The 16,349-nt window shown below is 68.9% G+C and carries 16 protein-coding genes and 3 tRNA genes; 7 read left to right on the forward strand and 12 right to left on the reverse strand.

What is annotated here, in order from left to right:
• The 3 genes from IWC96_RS07320 to IWC96_RS07330 form a co-directional block, all read right to left on the reverse strand.
• On the reverse strand, nt 1–141 hold a 141-nt coding region (locus IWC96_RS07320; protein ID WP_231378809.1), incomplete at its 3' end, for a GTP-binding protein.
• A gap of 70 nt (nt 142–211) precedes the next feature.
• Nucleotides 212–285: transfer RNA gene (locus tag IWC96_RS07325), tRNA-Gly, on the reverse strand.
• Nucleotides 286–358: 73 nt separating this feature from the next.
• Nucleotides 359–442: transfer RNA gene (locus IWC96_RS07330), tRNA-Tyr, on the reverse strand.
• Nucleotides 443–592: 150 nt separating this feature from the next.
• Between IWC96_RS07330 and rlmB the strand changes: the two genes are divergently transcribed.
• Both rlmB and IWC96_RS07340 read left to right on the forward strand, forming a co-directional pair.
• Nucleotides 593–1,459: a 23S rRNA (guanosine(2251)-2'-O)-methyltransferase RlmB gene (gene rlmB / locus IWC96_RS07335; RefSeq protein ID WP_045319402.1), complete on the forward strand. Its 867-nt coding sequence runs from the start codon at nt 593–595 to the stop codon at nt 1,457–1,459.
• A 45-nt stretch (nt 1,460–1,504) separates the two neighbouring features.
• On the forward strand, nt 1,505–2,362 hold the full coding sequence (locus IWC96_RS07340) for a TerC family protein (protein ID WP_045319401.1): 858 nt from the start codon (nt 1,505–1,507) through the stop codon (nt 2,360–2,362).
• Here the strand turns inward: IWC96_RS07340 and metG are convergent.
• From metG to IWC96_RS07355, 3 genes are all read right to left on the reverse strand, one after another.
• Nucleotides 2,359–4,068: a methionine--tRNA ligase gene (metG, locus tag IWC96_RS07345; RefSeq protein ID WP_196838660.1), complete on the reverse strand. Its 1,710-nt coding sequence runs from the start codon at nt 4,066–4,068 to the stop codon at nt 2,359–2,361. The genes IWC96_RS07340 and metG overlap by 4 nt on opposite strands.
• A 65-nt stretch (nt 4,069–4,133) precedes the next feature.
• Nucleotides 4,134–5,465, reverse strand: coding sequence for a dihydroorotase (locus IWC96_RS07350; protein ID WP_021698587.1), 1,332 nt, complete (start codon nt 5,463–5,465; stop codon nt 4,134–4,136).
• Nucleotides 5,452–6,453, reverse strand: a complete 1,002-nt coding sequence (locus IWC96_RS07355) for a glycosyltransferase family 9 protein (RefSeq protein WP_045319400.1) — start codon at nt 6,451–6,453, stop codon at nt 5,452–5,454. Before IWC96_RS07355 ends, IWC96_RS07350 begins: the two co-directional genes overlap by 14 nt.
• 73 nt (nt 6,454–6,526) lie before the next feature.
• Between IWC96_RS07355 and IWC96_RS07360 the strand changes: the two genes are divergently transcribed.
• Nucleotides 6,527–7,315, forward strand: a complete 789-nt coding sequence (locus IWC96_RS07360; RefSeq protein ID WP_021698585.1) for a folate-binding protein YgfZ — start codon at nt 6,527–6,529, stop codon at nt 7,313–7,315.
• On the opposite strand, the gene IWC96_RS07365 is transcribed toward IWC96_RS07360, so the two are convergent.
• Nucleotides 7,281–8,966, reverse strand: coding sequence for an alpha/beta hydrolase (locus IWC96_RS07365; protein ID WP_196838661.1), 1,686 nt, complete (start codon nt 8,964–8,966; stop codon nt 7,281–7,283). The genes IWC96_RS07360 and IWC96_RS07365 overlap by 35 nt on opposite strands.
• 95 nt (nt 8,967–9,061) lie before the next feature.
• Here IWC96_RS07365 and IWC96_RS07370 point away from each other — a divergent pair, with 95 nt between their 5' ends.
• Together IWC96_RS07370 and IWC96_RS07375 are read left to right on the forward strand one after the other, a co-directional pair.
• The gene (locus tag IWC96_RS07370) at nt 9,062–9,652 is read left to right on the forward strand and encodes a DNA-3-methyladenine glycosylase I (RefSeq protein WP_021698582.1); all 591 of its coding nucleotides are present in this window, start codon (nt 9,062–9,064) and stop codon (nt 9,650–9,652) included.
• Nucleotides 9,652–10,260: a ribonuclease HII gene (locus IWC96_RS07375; protein WP_196838662.1), complete on the forward strand. Its 609-nt coding sequence runs from the start codon at nt 9,652–9,654 to the stop codon at nt 10,258–10,260. The genes IWC96_RS07370 and IWC96_RS07375 overlap by 1 nt, the downstream gene beginning before the upstream one ends.
• A gap of 173 nt (nt 10,261–10,433) precedes the next feature.
• Here the strand turns inward: IWC96_RS07375 and IWC96_RS07380 are convergent, their stop codons facing one another.
• From IWC96_RS07380 to IWC96_RS07400, 5 genes are all read right to left on the reverse strand, one after another.
• Nucleotides 10,434–10,712 (reverse strand): hypothetical protein, encoded by a 279-nt coding sequence (locus IWC96_RS07380; protein WP_021698343.1) that lies wholly within the window; start codon nt 10,710–10,712, stop codon nt 10,434–10,436.
• A gap of 38 nt (nt 10,713–10,750) precedes the next feature.
• Nucleotides 10,751–11,788, reverse strand: coding sequence for a DNA adenine methylase (locus tag IWC96_RS07385; protein WP_021698342.1), 1,038 nt, complete (start codon nt 11,786–11,788; stop codon nt 10,751–10,753).
• 228 nt (nt 11,789–12,016) lie between these two features.
• The gene (pyk, locus tag IWC96_RS07390) at nt 12,017–13,459 is read right to left on the reverse strand and encodes a pyruvate kinase (protein WP_196838663.1); all 1,443 of its coding nucleotides are present in this window, start codon (nt 13,457–13,459) and stop codon (nt 12,017–12,019) included.
• A 101-nt stretch (nt 13,460–13,560) separates the two neighbouring features.
• Nucleotides 13,561–15,219 carry an alkaline phosphatase family protein gene (locus IWC96_RS07395; RefSeq protein WP_021698340.1) on the reverse strand — a complete coding sequence of 553 codons (1,659 nt, stop codon included), beginning with the start codon at nt 15,217–15,219 and terminating at the stop codon, nt 13,561–13,563.
• Nucleotides 15,220–15,313: 94 nt separating this feature from the next.
• Nucleotides 15,314–15,399, reverse strand: a tRNA-Leu gene (locus IWC96_RS07400).
• Nucleotides 15,400–15,611: 212 nt separating this feature from the next.
• Between IWC96_RS07400 and IWC96_RS07405 the strand changes: the two genes are divergently transcribed.
• Both IWC96_RS07405 and IWC96_RS07410 read left to right on the forward strand, forming a co-directional pair.
• On the forward strand, nt 15,612–15,821 hold the full coding sequence (locus IWC96_RS07405) for a cold-shock protein (RefSeq protein WP_021698339.1): 210 nt from the start codon (nt 15,612–15,614) through the stop codon (nt 15,819–15,821).
• Nucleotides 15,822–16,108: 287 nt separating this feature from the next.
• Nucleotides 16,109–16,336: a hypothetical protein gene (locus IWC96_RS07410; protein ID WP_196838664.1), complete on the forward strand. Its 228-nt coding sequence runs from the start codon at nt 16,109–16,111 to the stop codon at nt 16,334–16,336.
• Nucleotides 16,337–16,349 lie beyond the last annotated feature (13 nt).

Consider the following 16,349-nt stretch of genomic DNA (forward strand, 5'->3'; position numbering starts at 1 on the left):
ATAGGCCATCGCCTTGGCGCCGCCGGCCTTGGCCAGCGTCATCGTGATCGCCGCCGTCAGCGTCGTCTTGCCGTGGTCAACGTGGCCGATCGTGCCGATGTTGCAGTGCGGCTTGTTACGTTCGAACTTTTCCTTGGCCATGGCCAAAACTCCTGTGGCCCAGGTCCCGCGTCGTAAGGGAGGGGCGTGTTTGCATTCAATCAGCAGAAACTGGAGCGGGTAGACGGGATCGAACCGACATCCTCAGCTTGGAAGGCTGCTGCACTACCATTGTGCTATACCCGCGCATGGAGCGCGGGCAGGCCCGCACCCGTTTCCGACCCGAAAGCCGTCCGTCGGTCGATCCTGCAAGGGCGCGTGGTGGGGGAAGTAGGACTCGAACCTACGAAGCTTACGCAGCGGATTTACAGTCCGCCCCCTTTGCCACTCGGGACATTCCCCCGACGCGCCGCTTTCAGGACCGCCCTGCCTTCGTCCGGACAGGTCGAAATGACCCGTACGAACAAAAGCCCTCGGTGTTCCAGACAGCCTCGTATATGGGAGGCGCCGGACCCGAGGGCCGGGTGGCCCCCAAATCGGAGCGCGTCTTATAGTGTCGTCGAACCGCGAACGCAACGACCGGAAACCCAAGAAAACGCAAGGCTTCAAACCCCGGCCTGAACGGGGCTGGGCGCCGAAAAGCGACTCGACCGGGCCGAGAGATTCGGCGCCGAGGGCGCCGCGTCAGAAGGTGGAGCCGGACAATCTGATCTGGGGCCGGCACCCGGTGCTGGCCGCCCTGGCCAACCCGGCGCGCAAGGGCATGGGCCGGCTGCTGGCCACCCAGGAGCGGGCCGAGGAGCTGGCGTCCGGCGGCCTGAACCACGGCCACCAGATCGAGGTCATGGACGGCCCGACGCTGGCCCGCATGGTCCCGCCCGGCGCGGTGCATCAGGGGCTGGTGTTCAAGGTGGCGCCGCTGGAAGGGGTGACGCTGGAAGAGATCGCCGAGCCCGCGGAAGGCGTGATCGTCATGCTGGACCAGATCACCGATCCCCAGAACGTGGGCGCGGTGTTCCGCTCGGCCCTGGCGTTCGGGGCCAAGGGCATCGTGGTGCAGGACCGCCATTCGCCGGCGCTGGCCGGGGCGCTGGCGAAGGCGGCGGCGGGGGCCACCGAGCGCCTGCCCTGCGTGCGGGCCACGAATCTGAGCCGGGCGCTGGAGCGGCTGGGCGATCTGGGCTGGCGCGCAGTCGGCATGGACGGCTCGGCGGAGATGACGCTGGACGCGGCGCTGGACGCGCGGCCCACGGTCATCGTCATGGGGTCCGAAGGCGACGGCATCCGCCGCCTGGTTGCCGAGCACTGCGAGGTGCTGGCCAAGATCCCCATGCCGGGCGGCTTCGAGAGCCTGAACGTGTCCAACGCCGCGGCCATCGCACTTTATGAGGCGACGCGGGCGCAGAAGCGTCACGGCTGAAACGAGCCGTTGCGGACCGCCGGGCGGCGGGACTAGAGAGGCCGGATGTTCGAATTCTTCTCCTCCCCCGAATTCGCCAGCCAGATGGTCGCGCTCGGCCAGGTGCTGATGATCGATCTGGTGCTGGCCGGCGACAACGCCGTAGCTGTTGGGCTGGCCGCCGCCGCCCTGCCCGCGGAGCAGCGCAAGAAAGCCATCCTGATCGGCCTGGCCGCCGCGGTGGTTTTGCGCATCGGCTTCGCCCTGATCACCATCCAGCTGCTGGCCATCGTGGGCCTGCTGATGGCGGGCGGGTTCCTGCTGCTGTGGGTGTGCTGGAAGATGTGGCGCGAGCTTCAGGAGCAGCGCACCCACGACCAGGCCGAATCCACCGACGAGATGGAGAAGGCCCTGGCCGCCCATCACGGCGGCGGCGCGGCCACGCCCGAGGAAATGGGCATCAAGCGCAAGACCTTCGGCGCCGCCCTGCTGCAGATCATGATCGCCGACGTGGCCATGAGCCTGGACAATGTGCTGGCCGTGGCCGGCGCCAGCCATGACCACCCGTGGATCATGGTGTTCGGCCTGATCCTGTCGATCGCCCTGATGGGCATCGCCGCCACCTTCATCGCCCGCCTGCTGAACAAGCACCGCTGGATCGCCTACATCGGTCTGCTGATCGTGCTGTACGTGGCCCTGCACATGATCTGGGACGGCTATCGCTCGACCCTCGTGCGGCTGGGCCACACCGAGGCGCACAACGAATTCATGATCGGCTCGTGGCTGGACATCGGACCGGAGGAACAGGCCAAGCACCTGCGTCACGCGGGCGAGGCGAACGGCCACACCGCCGAGGGCCTGCCCGGCGGGGCGGAGCGGCGCGCGGCGCCTCAGCCTGAGCCAGAGCCTGCGGACCCGGTCTAGCCCTCCCCGCCCCCGAAGCGCTCGGCCCATTCGGCCACCTGGGCGTCCTCGATCTTTTTGAACAGCACCTCGGGCGCCGAGACCGGGCGGCCGCGCGGCAGGACGTCCAGCAGGGCGGCGTCGGGCTCGGGCCAGGTCAGGTCGGTCTGGCCCACGGTGGCGCCGATGCGCTCGGCGGTGAACGGCAGGACCGGCGCCGAGATGCGCGCGAACAGGGCCACCAGATTGAGGCCGGTGCGCACGCCCACGGCGGCGCGGTCGCGGTCGGTCTTGAAGGCGGTCCAGGGCGCGGCTTCCTGAAGGTATTCGTTGCCCAGCACCCACAGGGCGCGCAGGGCCTGACCGGCCTTGCGGAACTCCATGGCCTCGAACTCGGCGGTCAGGGTCGCCAGCGCGGCGGTCACGTCGGCTTCGAGTTTGGCCTCCACCGGGCCGGGCTCGCCGCCGTCGGGGACCACGCCGTCGAAGCGGCTCTCGGCGAATTTGACGATGCGGTTGACGAAATTGCCCAGCACGTCGGCCAGATCCTTGTTCACCGCGCCCTGGAACTGCTCCCAGGTGAAGGCGGTGTCGGAATGCTCGGGGCCGTAGGCGGTCAGATGCCAGCGCCAGTAGTCGGCGGGCAGCAGCTCCAGCGCCTGATCCATGAACACGCCCCGGCCCTGGGAGGTTGAGAATTTGCCGCCGTACCAGTTGAGCCAGTTGAAGGCCTTGAGCTGGTCCACGGTCTTCCAGGGCTCGCCCGAGCCGAGGATGGTGGCCGGGAAGCTGACCGTGTGGAAGGCCACATTGTCCTTGCCCATGAACTGGACGTAGCGGACGTCTTCGGCCCCCTCGTCCAGACGCCACCATGAGCGCCAGTCGCCGCCGTTCGCCTGCGCCCACTCCTCGGTGGCGGCGATGTATTCGATGGGGGCGTCGAACCAGACGTAGAAGACCTTGCCCTCCAGCCCGGGGCGCGGCCCGCCGTCGGCGCCCACCACCGGCACGCCCCACTTCAGGTCGCGGGTGATGCCCCGGTCGATCAGGCCCTCGTCCAGATGCTTGTAGGCGATGGACCGGGCCAGCGGCTGCCAGCTGGGCGAGCGTTCATCGACCCAGCCGCGCACCGTGTCGGCCACCTTCGTCTGGAGCAGGTAGAGGTGGCGGGTGTCGCGCACCTCAAGGTTCCGGCTGCCGGAGACGGCCGAATAGGGATCCTTCAGGTCGGTGGGGTCCAGCAGGCGGCCGCAGTTGTCGCACTGGTCGCCGCGGGCCTTTTCATAGGCGCAGTGGGGGCAGGTGCCCTCCACATAGCGGTCGGGCAGGAAGCGGCCGTCGTCGATGGAGTAGATCATGCGATCCACCCGCTCCTCGATCAGGCCGTTGTCCTCCAGCACCTTTGCGAAATGCTGGGTCAGGCGGTGGTTGGGGGCGTTGGAGGAGCGGCCGAACACGTCGTAGCTGAGTCCGAAGGCCTCGCCCGCCGCCTTCTGGACCTGATGCTGCTCGTCGCAATAGGTCTTCACGTCCTGACCGGCGGCGGCGGCGGCCAGCTCGGCGGGCGTGCCGTGCTCGTCGGTGGCGCAGACGTAGAGCACCTCGTGGCCCTGGGCCCGCTTGAACCGCGACCACACGTCGGCGGGCAGCATGGAGCCCGCCAGGTTGCCCAGATGCTTGACGCCGTTGATGTAGGGCAGAGCCGAGGTGACGAGAATGCGGGCCATGGTGTCCGTACGCGGTTCGGGGAAGCGGTGGGATATAGCCGCCGGGCGCCTTCCCGCAAAGGGCGTCAGGCCGACAGCGTTTCCTGGAAGCGCACCGGGCGGCCGTGGGCCGAGCCGATCAGCTCATCGTCCTTCATGACCACGCGGCCCCGCACAATGGTGGCCATGGGCCAGCCGGTCGCCTCGAAGCCGTCGAAGGGGGTCCAGGCGGAGCGGGTGGCCATGTCGGCGTGGACGATGGTGCGCTTCGCCTTCAGGTCCACCAGGGTCAGGTCGGCGTCATAGCCCACGGCCAGACGGCCCTTGCCGGCGATGTTGAAGATGCGCTGGGCGCCCGCCGAGGTCAGGTCGATGAAGCGTTCGAGGCTCATCTTGCCGTTGGCCACATGGGTCAGCATGACCGGGACCAGGGTCTGGACCCCCGGCATGCCCGAGGGCGAGGCGGGATAGGGCCGGGCCTTCTCCTCCAGCGTATGGGGCGCGTGGTCCGAGCCCAGCACGTCCACGATCCCCTGATCGATGCCGCGCCACAGGCCCGCCACGTGCTCGGCGGAGCGGATGGGCGGGTTCATCTGGGCCAGACCCTTGAGGCGTTCGTAGGCCTCGGGGGCTTCCAGCGTCAGGTGCTGGGGCGTGACCTCGACGGTGGCCACGTCCTTGTGCTGGGCGAGATACTCGATCTCCTGCGCCGTCGTCACGTGCAGCACGTGAATGCGGCGGCCGACCTCGCGGGCCAGACCCACCAGACGGCGGGTGGACAGGATGGCGCTCTCGGCGTCGCGCACCTCCGGATGGCTGGTCCAGTCGCCGGCGCGAGCCAGACCGCGGCGCTCCTCCAGCCGGTACTCGTCCTCGGAATGGAAGGTGGCGCGGCGGGCCACGTTCCTGAGCACCTTGCGCACCCCGTCGTCGTCGGCGATCAGCAGGTCGCCGGTGGAGGCGCCCATGAACACCTTGACCCCGCAGCAGCCGGGCAGGCGCTCCAGCTCGCCCAGATGGTCGGCGTTCTCGTGGGTGCCGCCGATATAGAAGGCGTGGTCGGTCCACATGCGGTCGCGGGCGCGGTGCAGCTTGTCTTCCAGGGTGGCCGGATCGGTGGTGTTGGGATTGGTGTTCGGCATCTCGAACACGGCGACCACCCCGCCCAGGGCGGCGGCGCGCGAGCCGGTCTCCAGATCCTCTTTCCATTCCAGGCCGGGTTCGCGGAAGTGGACCTGGGTGTCGATGACGCCGGGCAGGACCGTGAGGCCCGCCGCGTCGACGATCTCTCCGGCGTCGGCCTGCGTCAGATCGCCGATGGCGGCGATCTTGCCATCCTTCACGCCCATGTCGGCGCGGCCGCGTCCGGCGTGGTTGGCCACCTCGCCACCGCGAACGATCAGGTCATAGGTGCTCATCGGCTGTCTCCGTTTCCGGCGTCCCGGCCCGCGGCTGCGCCAGCAGGTCCCGCGCCTTTTGAAGCACGGGTTCCACGGGCAGGTCCATCATGTGCTGGATGTGCTGGTTCAGGCCGGGGTCGATGACGCGGAAATCCTCCAGCGTACGGGGGCCGCGCACCGAGCGGCCCTGCCAGGGCCCCACGCGGGTCTCATCCGAGGGGCCGAACACGGCGACCGAGGGCACGCCCGCCGCCACGGCCAGCTGGGTCCACAGGGAGTCCGCGCCCAGATAGAGATCGGCCCGCGACAGGGCGGCGGCGGTCTGCAGCGGGGTCAACTTGCCCTGGGCCTCGATCACCCGGTGGCGATGCACGGCGAAGCGGATGGTGTGGGCCGCGTCACGGTCGGCCTGATCGCCGACGATCAGCAGCCGTCCGCCCGCCAGGGGGCCGCCGTCGCCCAGGAGGGCGGCCGCGACCTTGGCGAAGCGTTCGGCCGGCCAGCGCTTGCCGATCCAGTCCACGCCCGGCCCGACGGCCAGAACGGGACCGTTCACGGGACCGATCAGAGCGTCGGCGGCGGCGCGGGTCTCCTCGCCGAAAAACAGGCGCGGCGCCGGCGTCTCGTCCAACTGCAGAACGCGCGCGGCCTCGACCACCGCGTGGACCGGGTCTTCGGTCGGTTCAGGCGCGATGCGCACGGCGCGCTTCTGGCGACGCAAGCGGCCGGAGATCTGGCTGCCGCGCTGATCCACGATCAGGCCCCATTCGGTCCCGCGAAGCTGGTTCCACAGGCCGATCCAGTCCAGCCGGCCTTCGCGCTCCAGCACGATCAGGCGCTCCAGCCCCGGCAGGTCGGCGAACAGGGGCGCGGACGCTCGCGAGCCCACCACGGTGATCACCGCATTCGGCACGCTGTCGGTCAGGTACGCGAGCACGCCCGAGGACAGGATCGCGGCCTCCGCGTCCGCCTCGGCGATATACAGAATCGGGAAGGGTTTGTTCATTGCGGTGATCATAACGCGCGGGAGGACCGGTTTCGCCCTCCCCCGCCGCGACAATCGGCCTATATCCACCGTCATGAGCCTTCAGATCGCGAAACTGACCGACCGCGCCGTGGTCCGCGTCACCGGGCCGGACGCCCGGCCGTTCCTGCACAACCTGCTGACCCAGGACGTGGAGACGCTGACGCCCGGCGTCCTGCGTTACGGCGCCCTGCTGTCGCCGCCGGGGCGGATGCTGATGGACCTGTTCCTGCTGGGGCTGGAGGACGGGGTGCTGCTGGACGTCCCGGCCGACCGACGCGAGGCGCTGATGCAGCGGCTGACCCTCTACAAGCTGCGGGCGAAGGTGGAGGTCGTGGCGTCAGACGATCCGGTGTTCGCGGCGTGGGGCGGCGAGGCGGACGGCTTCACGCCCGACCCGCGCCTGCCGACCCTGGGCGGGCGGAGCTATGGCGGTGAGCAGACGGCGACCGCCAGCGAGGACGACTATGCGGTCCACCGCCTCACGCTGGGCGTGGCCGACCCGGCCCGTGATGCGCCGGACGACAAGACCTATCCCATCGAGGCCAATCTGGACCTGCTGAACGGCGTCGACTTCCGGAAGGGCTGCTTCGTGGGTCAGGAGACCACCTCGCGCATGAAGCGGCGCGGGACCATCAAGAGCCGCATGCTGCCCATCGCCTTCGACGGCCCGCCGCCGCCCTTCGGCGCCGAGGTGCTGAACGGGGAGTTGCGCGCGGGCGCGGTGCTGTCGGGCCGCGACGGCATGGCCATGGCCCTGATGCGGCTGGACCGGATGGACGGCGTCCTGACCGTGGACGGCCGTCCGGTTACGGCGCGCCCGCCGGACTGGCTGCCTGGGTGAACAGGGCGCGCAGCAGGTCGCGCTTGCGGCCCAGCTCCTGACGGGCCGCGACGCCGACGCTGATCATGTCCGTCTCCAGCTTTGACAGGGCGGCCTCCACCGAACCGTTGGCGCGGACCATCTGGGTCACATCGCCGAAGTCCTGCTCCGGGCACTGGCCGCCGAAGGCCCAGTAGCGGCGGCCGTCGTCCTCGGCCGTCTCCAGCACGCAGCGCTGATCGGGCGCCAGGGACAGCCACATGACCGCGCGGAAGTCCGCCAAGGCGCTGCCGGCGAAATCGTCATGGCCCAGAAGCCCGGCCGAGGCGGCGGTGGTGTCCACGGTCTGGAGGCCGGTGTTGACCACCACCTCGCGGGCGTCGCCGATGCGGTGCATGCCGTTGATGCGAGCCGAGATCTGCAGGGCGCGGTCACGGCGGGACGCATAGAGGGTGAAGCGTTCGCCCGTATTCATGATGCGCGGCCAGGTGTCCTGGAATTCGTCGACGGCCACATCGGGCGCGGCCATGACCACCTCGTCGAACCGGACCCGGTCGGCGCGACTGGCGATGCGGTCCAGCGCGCGCACCAGGAACCGGTTGCCCATGGAATGGGCCACCAGATGCACGCGCTCGGCGCCCGTGCGGCCGGCCACGTCGGTCAGGAAGTCGGCCACGTCCTGGATCAGGACCTCGTCCGCCGCCGTATCGGTGTCGGCGGCATAGCCGAGCAGCGAGGCCCGCGACGGCCAGGAATAGAGGATCGGGGCGCCGTCCAGATTCATGTCCACCGCCAGCTGGGCCGTGCGGATGGCCGCGCCCTCGAAGCTGGTGTTGTAGCCGTGGATGAAGACGAAGACCTCGCGCCGCTCAGTGGCGTCGACCACGGTGGATACCGTCTGGAAAAAGGCGTCCCGGCCCGCGTAGGGGGTGACGCTGTTCAAGACCATGTGGCGGTTCGGATCGGGGCGGAACTCCAGCGTCCAGATGGAGGGGCGCGGGATGGCGCCCGGCGCACGGTCGCGGGGCACGCTGACCTCGGCCACGCCGAAGCTGAGGCGATCAGCCCGGCCGCCGAACATCTCGGCGGCGGCGGCCGAGCCGGTGGAGGCGCGGTGGGTGGCCCAGTAGACATTGACCAGATCGAAGTTCGGCTCGCTGCGCAGGCGCTCCCCCTCTTCGCTGAGGGCCTCCAGCCCCGCCTCGGCGCGGGCTGCGTTCAGCTCGTCCAGATAGGGCGACAGCGTCGGGTGGGCGCGGCCCAGATGGTTGCGGCGGATGCGGTAGGCGTTCTCGAACCAGGTCGCGCGCACGGCGGGATCGTCGGTCAACCGGGCCACGGCAATCATGGGGTCGGCCATGCTGAGGTGGCCCCGGCCCCGGATGCGGCTGATGGCGACGAGGGCGGCCTGGTACGCCTCCAGCGCCTCGTCCTCCAGACCGGCGTCCTCATAGGCCTGGGCCATGGCGAGGTGGAATTCGATCAGGGATTCGGGGTCGGTGGCCTGAAGCTGGTCCAGCAGGGCCTGATCGGCGGCGACGTATTGCAGGGCGGCCAGATCGCTGGTCGCCACCGCCTCGGCCGCGTCAGCCAGGGTATAGGTCTGGGCCCGGGCGTCAGGCGCGCCGAGCATCAGCGCCAGAGACGCCGCAATCACCAACCCCAGCCGCATGATCCGCTCCCCTTGTTTCGGAAGGGACAGATTGAACGCGGTTCTGCGACGGCGTCCACTTTCCAGATGTGACAGCCGGGGCCTACCCTGTCGCCATGGGCGAATCGGACAGGTCAGGTCGGTGCGGATGGTGCGGCAGCGATCCGCTCTATGTCGCCTATCACGACGAGGAATGGGGCGTGCCGGAGTACGACCCGCGCGCCCTGTGGGAGAAGCTGGTGCTGGACGGGTTCCAGGCCGGGCTGGCGTGGATCACCATCCTGAGAAAGCGCGAGACAATGCGCGCGGCCTTCGACGGGTTCGATCCGGAAAAGGTGGCCCGGTACGGCGAGGATGACCGGGCGCGGCTGCTGGCCGATCCGGGGATCATCCGCTCACGAGCCAAGATCGACGCGGCCATCGGCGGGGCGCGCATCTGGCTGGAGATGCGGGACGGCGGCGAGGATTTTTCGGCCTGGCTGTGGAGCTTCGTGGACGGGGCGCCGGTGCAGGGCGACTGGACCGATTTCCGTCAGGCGCCGACCCAGACGCCACAGTCGCAGGCCATGGCCAAGGCGCTGAAGGCGCGCGGCTTCAAATTCTGCGGGCCGGTCATCACCTATGCATTCATGCAGGCGGTGGGCATGGTCAACGATCACCAGACCCCGTGCTTTCGCCATGAGGCCGTAAAGGCTATGGCCCGCTGATGTCCCTCGGTCCCAATCTCACGCTGGAAGCCCTGTGCGCCGCGCCCGTCTGCGGCGTGGACGAGGCCGGGCGCGGGCCGTGGGCGGGGCCGGTGTCGGCGGCGGCGGTGATCCTGAACCCGGGCGATCTGCCGGACGGATTGAACGATTCCAAGGTTCTGACCGCCAAGGCTCGCGCAAGACTTGAGATCGAGATCAAGGCGCGGGCCGTGGCTTGGGGCGTCGGCTTCGCCTCGGCGCGGGAGATCGAGGACGTCAACATACTCAAGGCCACGGGTCTGGCCATGTGCCGGGCCATCGAGCAGCTGTCGGTGACGCCGGTGGTGGCTCTGGTGGACGGCAACCACCCCTTCGCCCTGCCCTGCCCGGTCAGGACGGTGGTGGGCGGCGACGGCCTGTCCCTGTCCATCGCGGCGGCCTCGATCCTGGCCAAGACGGCGCGGGATCGGGTGATGGTCGAATTGGACGGGCTGTATCCGCAGTACGGGTTCGCCGGCCACAAGGGCTACAACGCCCCGGTGCACCAGCAGGCCCTGCGCGAGCACGGCCCCTGCCCCGAACATCGCCGCACCTGGGCGCCGATCCGGGCGTTGCTGGAAGAGGTTTAATCCTTCTCCCGTTGGGAGAAGAGGGAACCCGCGCACCGGAGCGGAGCGGAGGTTCTGGCGCGGGGGATGAGGGTTCGGTGGGCCGGCGGATGAACCCGACCCTCACCCTGCGCGCGAAGGACGGATGCTGACGCATCCGTGCGCGCAGCCCTCTCCCAATGGGAGAGGGAGATTCACAGCTGCAGGGCGTTGCCGAACAGGGCGCCGAGAAGGGCGAAGAACAAGGCTCCGCCGATGGCGATCGCATTGGCCGAGATGGGATCGCCCCACTTCCAGTCAATGGTTGACTCATCGGGTGCGGCGTTCTCGACCGGCGCGTCGGTCCAGTCTCCGTCATTGGCGGCGCCGAAGCGGGGGTGGCGCGGCTCCGGCGGGCGCCAGGCGGCGAGGGTGTCGAAGGCGTCCACATGACTGACGCGGGCGGACGGACGGCTGGAAAGCGGCTGATCCATGGGATGCCTAACGAAGACAGCGCCATGACGTTCCCGGCTCATGCGGCGGCCGCCAGGATCACGGGCTGTTCGGTGGCGACGAACAGATATTCGACGTTCCGCAGCCGCCCGACAGAGCCCACCTTTTCGCCCTTGGGATTATGGATGCCGATGCGCGCGCCCACATAGCGCGGGCGGGCGATCTCGATGACCTGGACGTGGCCGCGGCCCGACAGCATGGCCACGAGATCGTCGCGGGACAGATAGCCCTCGTCGTTGAACGAGACGATCAGATTGGGCGCGTCCAGCCGCTCGATCACGGTGCGCATGGCCTCGCGGATGCCGGGGCGGCTGTTGAAGGGGCTCTTGCGGGTCTTCACGTCCACGCGCTTGTTGGCGATGCCGTAGGTCTCGGGCTTGTCCCAGAGGACCAGGCTTTCCCAGACGTGGTAGTTGGCCAGGTAGGAGTGCTGATTGTACGGCGGGTCCAGATAGACCAGATCGGCCTGGACCTGCCCGGCCATCTCCAGCGCGTCGGCGCGGGTGGCGCGGCAGGGGCCGGAGACGGCGGGCTGAAGCGCGGGCAGCCGCAGTTCGATGTCCTTGAGGGCGCGCGGCGCCCACTGTTTCATATAGGCCATCTGCAGGCCGGCGGTGGAATCCACGCGGTCGGCGGCCTCCATCAGCGAGACCAGGGCGATGGCCTTCAGCTCGGGCTCAAGCCCCATGGTCTCGATGCGCTCGCGCATGGCGTCGATGCGGGCGCCGTTGCGAGGATGGAAGAAGCGGGCGTCCTCGCAGCAGGCCTTGGTGAACCAGCCGGGTTCGCCCTTCAGCGCCGACAGTTCGGCGATGACGGTTTCCGCCTTGTCGGCCCAGCGGTCGCGGTCGGCCTGGACGTAGCACGTGGCCAGCATGTGGGCGTAGGCGTTCAGGTCGTTGGCGTGGACGGTGAAGCCCTCGCCCTTGAGGGCATGGCCTACGCGCGCCGTGCCGCTGAACAGGTCGCAGACGGTTCCCCCGTTCGGCAGCAAACCGCGCACCGTCCGGACGATGTCCGCCAGCAGCGCGCGCTTTGAGCCGATGTATTTGATCATGCCGCCTCACCCGAAAGAGGGCGGCAGTGTGGGGGGTGCGGAGGGAAAAGAGAACCCTCTCCCGACGGGAGAGGGCCGGCTCCACGCAGCGGAATGCGAAGCAGACCGCTGCGTGGAGGGTGAGGGTCGGCGTGCAAGGCGCAACAGCCCGCCCCTCATCCCCCGCGCCAGCACGAAGACGCTTCGCGCCTTCGTGCGCGGGTTCCCCCTTCTCCCATCGGGAGAAGGCTATTTCGTCCGCTTCCGCTTCGCCTTCGCCGGGGCGTGGGCCAGGCGCAGGAGGTTGGCGGCGCCGGGGGCGCCGAAGGGGGTGCCGGCCAGGATCAGGACGCGCTGGCCGGGCTCGGCGAGGCCGTACTCCATGGCGGCCTGCACCGCGTCCTCGGTGACCTGCTCCAGCGATTCCGGCTGGCGGCCCAGACGGGGCTCCAGTCCCCAGACCAGGGCCAGGCGACGGGCGGTGTCGGGATTGGGGGTCAGGGCCAGGATGGGCTGCAACGGCCGCTCGCGCGCCATGCGCCGGGCCGTGCCGCCCAGGGTAGTGAAGACCACCATGCAGGCGGTGGACGAGGCCTCGGCGGCCTTGCGCGCGGCGGCGACCAGAGCGTCCACATCGTGCTCGTCCATGCCCGCGTGCTCGGCGTCCATCAGGCCGGGCCAAAGGGGATCGCTCTCCACCCGTTCCATGATGCGGTTCATCATGGCGACGGATTCCAGCGGATAGTCGCCCGAGGCGGTCTCCGCCGACAGCATCAGGGCGTCGGCGCCCTCATAGACCGCATTGGCCACGTCCGACGCCTCGGCGCGGGTGGGCGCGGGGGCGCTGGTCATGGATTCCAGCATCTGGGTGGCGACGATGGCCGGCACGCCGCGCTGGCGGGCCATGCGCAGGATCTGCTTCTGGGCCACCGGCACGTCCTCGGGGTCCAGCTCGACCCCCAGATCGCCGCGCGCCACCATGACCCCGTCGGAATAGTCGAGGATGGCGGCCAATTCGGTCAGGGCTGCGGGCTTCTCGATCTTGGCCAGGCAGGCGGCCCTGCCGTTCACCAGCCGCTTCAGCTCGGCCATGTCCTCGGCCTTTTGCACGAACGAGAGGGCCACCCAGTCCACGCCCATGCGCAGGGCGAAGGCCAGATCCTCGCGGTCCTTGGGGGTCAGGGCGGAGACGGGAATGACGGCCTGGGGCACGGCCACGCCCTTGCGGTCCGACAGTTTCGATCCGCTGAGGACCTCCACGTCGGCCCATTTGTCGTCGCGCTTGATCACCTTCAGACGCACGCGGCCGTCGTCCAGCAGCAGCAGATGATCCTCGCGCAGGGCCTTGAAGATTTCCGGGTGCGGCATGCACACGCGGGTCTCGTCGCCGGGGGTCTCGTCCAGATCCAGGCGCAGGCGCTGGCCCGGCGTGACGGAGATCTCCACGTCCCGGAACCGGCCCAGGCGCAGCTTGGGGCCCTGCAGGTCGGCCAGCACGCCCAGCGGGCGTTGCAGGGCCATCTCGGCGCCGCGCACGGCCTTCAGCGCGGCGGCGTGGTCCTCGTGGGAGCCGTGGCTGAAGTTCAGGCGGAACACATCCACCCCCGCCTGGGCCAGGGCCTTGACGGTTCCGGGCGCCCGACTGGCGGGACCGAGGGTGGCGACGATGCGCGCGCGCCGGGCTCTGTTCATGCGGGTTCCACGGGTGAAAGGGTTTGCCTGCCCCTTGTGCCGTCGAATCCCGCCGTATGAAAGGCGAGGCCTCTCACACGAAACATGAAGTTATGCGCGCCTCAGTCGCCCGACGGACAGGCGGGCGTGGGGCTCCAGCCCAGTTCGACGCAGCGGCCGTCCATCTCGCCTTCGGGGTCGATGCCGACCACGGCGGCCAGGGTCGGCGCGATGTCCACGGTGCGGAGGGGCCAGAAGCGCTCCTGCCCCTGCCCTTCGCCGCCGGAACGCCAGAAGATGATCGGCACGCGCCGGTCATAGTCCCACGGCGACCCGTGGCTGGAGAGGGTGCCGCCCAACCGCGCGCCGCCGTTCAGATAGGGCCTGTAGGCGCGCAGAATGTCCGGGGACCGCCCCTCGACGGCTGACAGACGCAGCTTCTCGCGCAGTGTCAGCAGTTCAGGGTCCGGCTCGGACGGAATCGGATCGGCCAGCAGGTCGTCGCGGGCCACCGCCAGGGCCACCAGCGGATCGGCGTTCAGCATCCGAACCGCCGCCTCGACGACCTGGCCTCGCAGGGGTTCGGGCAGGCCGACCCCGTCCGCATCCGTGACGATAATCCCCCCGGCCGACGACCGCAGCGGATCAAAGTCCAGGTCGAACTGCTCGCGCAGGGCGGCGTTGACCCGCACGCCGAGGCCATCGTCGCCGCGGCGGGCGTCCGGATTGCCGTGAGCGGTCATCCGCTCGACCATGTCCGAGCCGCCATGGTCCGACGTCAGGACCAGCGCCACACCGCCGGGAATGTCGTCCAGCCGGTCCAGGAATTCGCCCAGCGCCGCGTCCAGCCGCAACATCTGCTCGCACATTTCCGGGCCCTGCGTGCCATAGACATGGCCGATGATATCGGAGCCCGACAGGCTGACGCCCAGCACGTCCGTGACGCCCCGACGGCCCAACTGGAGCCCATTCAGCAAATGCCCGGCCGCCGCCAGGGTCGCTTCGTCATACAGCGGCGAGACCTCGACCTCGAACGCGGTCGGCGGCAGATCGGAATGAAACGTCCCGTCGCCGATGGTCCAGTCCGCCGCCAGGGCGCGGCACTGTTCGTGCTGATAGGTCCAGCCCAGCTCGCCCGATTGGGTCAGCGCGGTCATGGCCTCCACCAGCTCGGCGTTGAAGTCGGCGACCGGGGCCAGACGCGCCTCCGCGTCCTGGCCCGGCGCCACATAGGTGGTCAGGCCGCTTTCCACGAACCAGTAGGCGCCGTCGTCATTCTGGCCGGCCAGGGCGATGGCGCCCCGGTCCTTGCCCGACACCGCCACGCTCAGACTCTCCGGATCGCGCGCCTTCAACCAGTCACCCAGGGTCGTGGCGTGCATCTGACCCGGCCCGACCGGGCCGTTGTCGCTCTCGCCGCCATGGGCCAGCGCATTCTCGGGCGCGGCCAGGCAGTACACATCCTGACCTGTGGTGGTGTCGATCCAGCCGTTGGCGATGACCCCGTTTCTCGCCGGGTGGGTTCCGGTCAGGATCGTGGCGTGCCCGGCGCAGGTGACGGTGTTTCCGTGGCTCTGATAGCCGTTGATGTGCACCAGACCCTCATCGGCCAGTCGGCGCAGGCCATGGCGGAAGTGCGGACGATACTGGTTGAACAGATTGGCGCTGAGCTGGTCCACGACGACGGCGACCACCAGCGCGGGCCGTTCCTCGGCCGGTTGAGCCGCGACCGGCGTGGCGAGAAGGGCGAACATGGCGGCAGTGGTGAGAAGTCTGTTCACGAGTCAGTATCCCGATGGCTTGGCCGCCGCTTCTAGCGTGGCTCACCCACAGCGCAACGGTGGGACGGCGTTCTGGGACAAACGGCGCGGCTGCTGGTGCGAGCGGCGGGGGTCGAACCCGCATGACCAAAGGCCGAGGGATTTTAAGTCCCTTGCGTCTACCAGTTTCGCCACGCTCGCGTCTGCTGAGCCGTAGCCTTTCAGGGGTCTGGCGTCGAGATTCGCCTTACGCCTTGCTTTCGCCCTCGTTTTCCGCCATCTTGGGCTGGTCGATCTCTTTGCGTAACGCCCCGTTCTTCTATGCGACGCATTGAGGCCAGCCGTTTCCATTCAGACCCGACAGGCCGAACAGGGATGTCCCCTGCGGCCAATGCCTACTAGGAGGTCATGATATGGCTACCGGCACCGTTAAATGGTTCAACCCCACCAAGGGCTTCGGCTTCATCGAGCCCACCGACGGCGGCAAGGATGTGTTCGTGCACATCTCGGCCGTTGAGCGCGCGGGCATGAACTCGCTGAACGAAGGCCAGAAGGTTTCCTACGAGCTGGAGCGCGATGCGCGTTCGGGCAAGGAATCCGCCGGCCAACTGCAGTCCGCGTAATCGCGGATAAACTGCATGACGATCCCGATCCGGCGTTCACCGCCGTCGATCGGGATCACGCGGCGATCGCCTTTGATGGAAAGGTCGTTCGCGTCCTGCCTTCAGGGCGTCGCCGCGTAAAGCTGGTCAACGGACATCAGGTCACCGTGCTTCCCGTGCGTGAGGATCCGTCCTCTCCGCCGGAAGTGGGGGATACCGTGGTGGTCGAGATCGGCTTCAATCAGCTGAAGGGCTGGCGCCTCGCGCGCCAGCCCTGAGGCCCCCTCTTTCAGAAAGGGCCTCAAACCATGGCGCTCACCGACATGATCCCGCGTATGTCCGATGCGGAACTCAAGGTTCTGCGGACCAACGCCTCGCGTCTCCTGGAGCACGGCCTGCCCGCCCAGAAGATCGCCGCCAGCGACATCCTGCCCCAGATCGACGGCGAGATCGAAAGCCGACAAGACGCCGCGCCGCCCAAGAAGACGCCCGCGCCGCGCAAGAAAAAGGCCGCTGTCGCTCCCGACGCGGCCTGATCACACGAGACGA

The organism is Brevundimonas sp. BAL450, assembly GCF_015767455.1.
Taxonomy (GTDB): domain Bacteria; phylum Pseudomonadota; class Alphaproteobacteria; order Caulobacterales; family Caulobacteraceae; genus Brevundimonas; species Brevundimonas abyssalis.

Coding starts and splice junctions, on each gene's coding strand:
- IWC96_RS07340 (WP_045319401.1), top strand. CDS start 1,505: ATGTTCGAATTCTTCTCCTCCCCCGAATTCGCCAGCCAGATGGTCGCG.
- metG (WP_196838660.1), bottom strand. CDS start 4,068: ATGGCCCGCATTCTCGTCACCTCGGCTCTGCCCTACATCAACGGCGTC.
- IWC96_RS07350 (WP_021698587.1), bottom strand. CDS start 5,465: ATGAGCACCTATGACCTGATCGTTCGCGGTGGCGAGGTGGCCAACCAC.
- IWC96_RS07355 (WP_045319400.1), bottom strand. CDS start 6,453: ATGAACAAACCCTTCCCGATTCTGTATATCGCCGAGGCGGACGCGGAG.
- IWC96_RS07360 (WP_021698585.1), top strand. CDS start 6,527: ATGAGCCTTCAGATCGCGAAACTGACCGACCGCGCCGTGGTCCGCGTC.
- IWC96_RS07365 (WP_196838661.1), bottom strand. CDS start 8,966: ATGCGGCTGGGGTTGGTGATTGCGGCGTCTCTGGCGCTGATGCTCGGC.
- IWC96_RS07370 (WP_021698582.1), top strand. CDS start 9,062: ATGGGCGAATCGGACAGGTCAGGTCGGTGCGGATGGTGCGGCAGCGAT.
- IWC96_RS07375 (WP_196838662.1), top strand. CDS start 9,652: ATGTCCCTCGGTCCCAATCTCACGCTGGAAGCCCTGTGCGCCGCGCCC.
- IWC96_RS07380 (WP_021698343.1), bottom strand. CDS start 10,712: ATGGATCAGCCGCTTTCCAGCCGTCCGTCCGCCCGCGTCAGTCATGTG.
- IWC96_RS07385 (WP_021698342.1), bottom strand. CDS start 11,788: ATGATCAAATACATCGGCTCAAAGCGCGCGCTGCTGGCGGACATCGTC.
- pyk (WP_196838663.1), bottom strand. CDS start 13,459: ATGAACAGAGCCCGGCGCGCGCGCATCGTCGCCACCCTCGGTCCCGCC.
- IWC96_RS07405 (WP_021698339.1), top strand. CDS start 15,612: ATGGCTACCGGCACCGTTAAATGGTTCAACCCCACCAAGGGCTTCGGC.
- IWC96_RS07410 (WP_196838664.1), top strand. CDS start 16,109: ATGGCGCTCACCGACATGATCCCGCGTATGTCCGATGCGGAACTCAAG.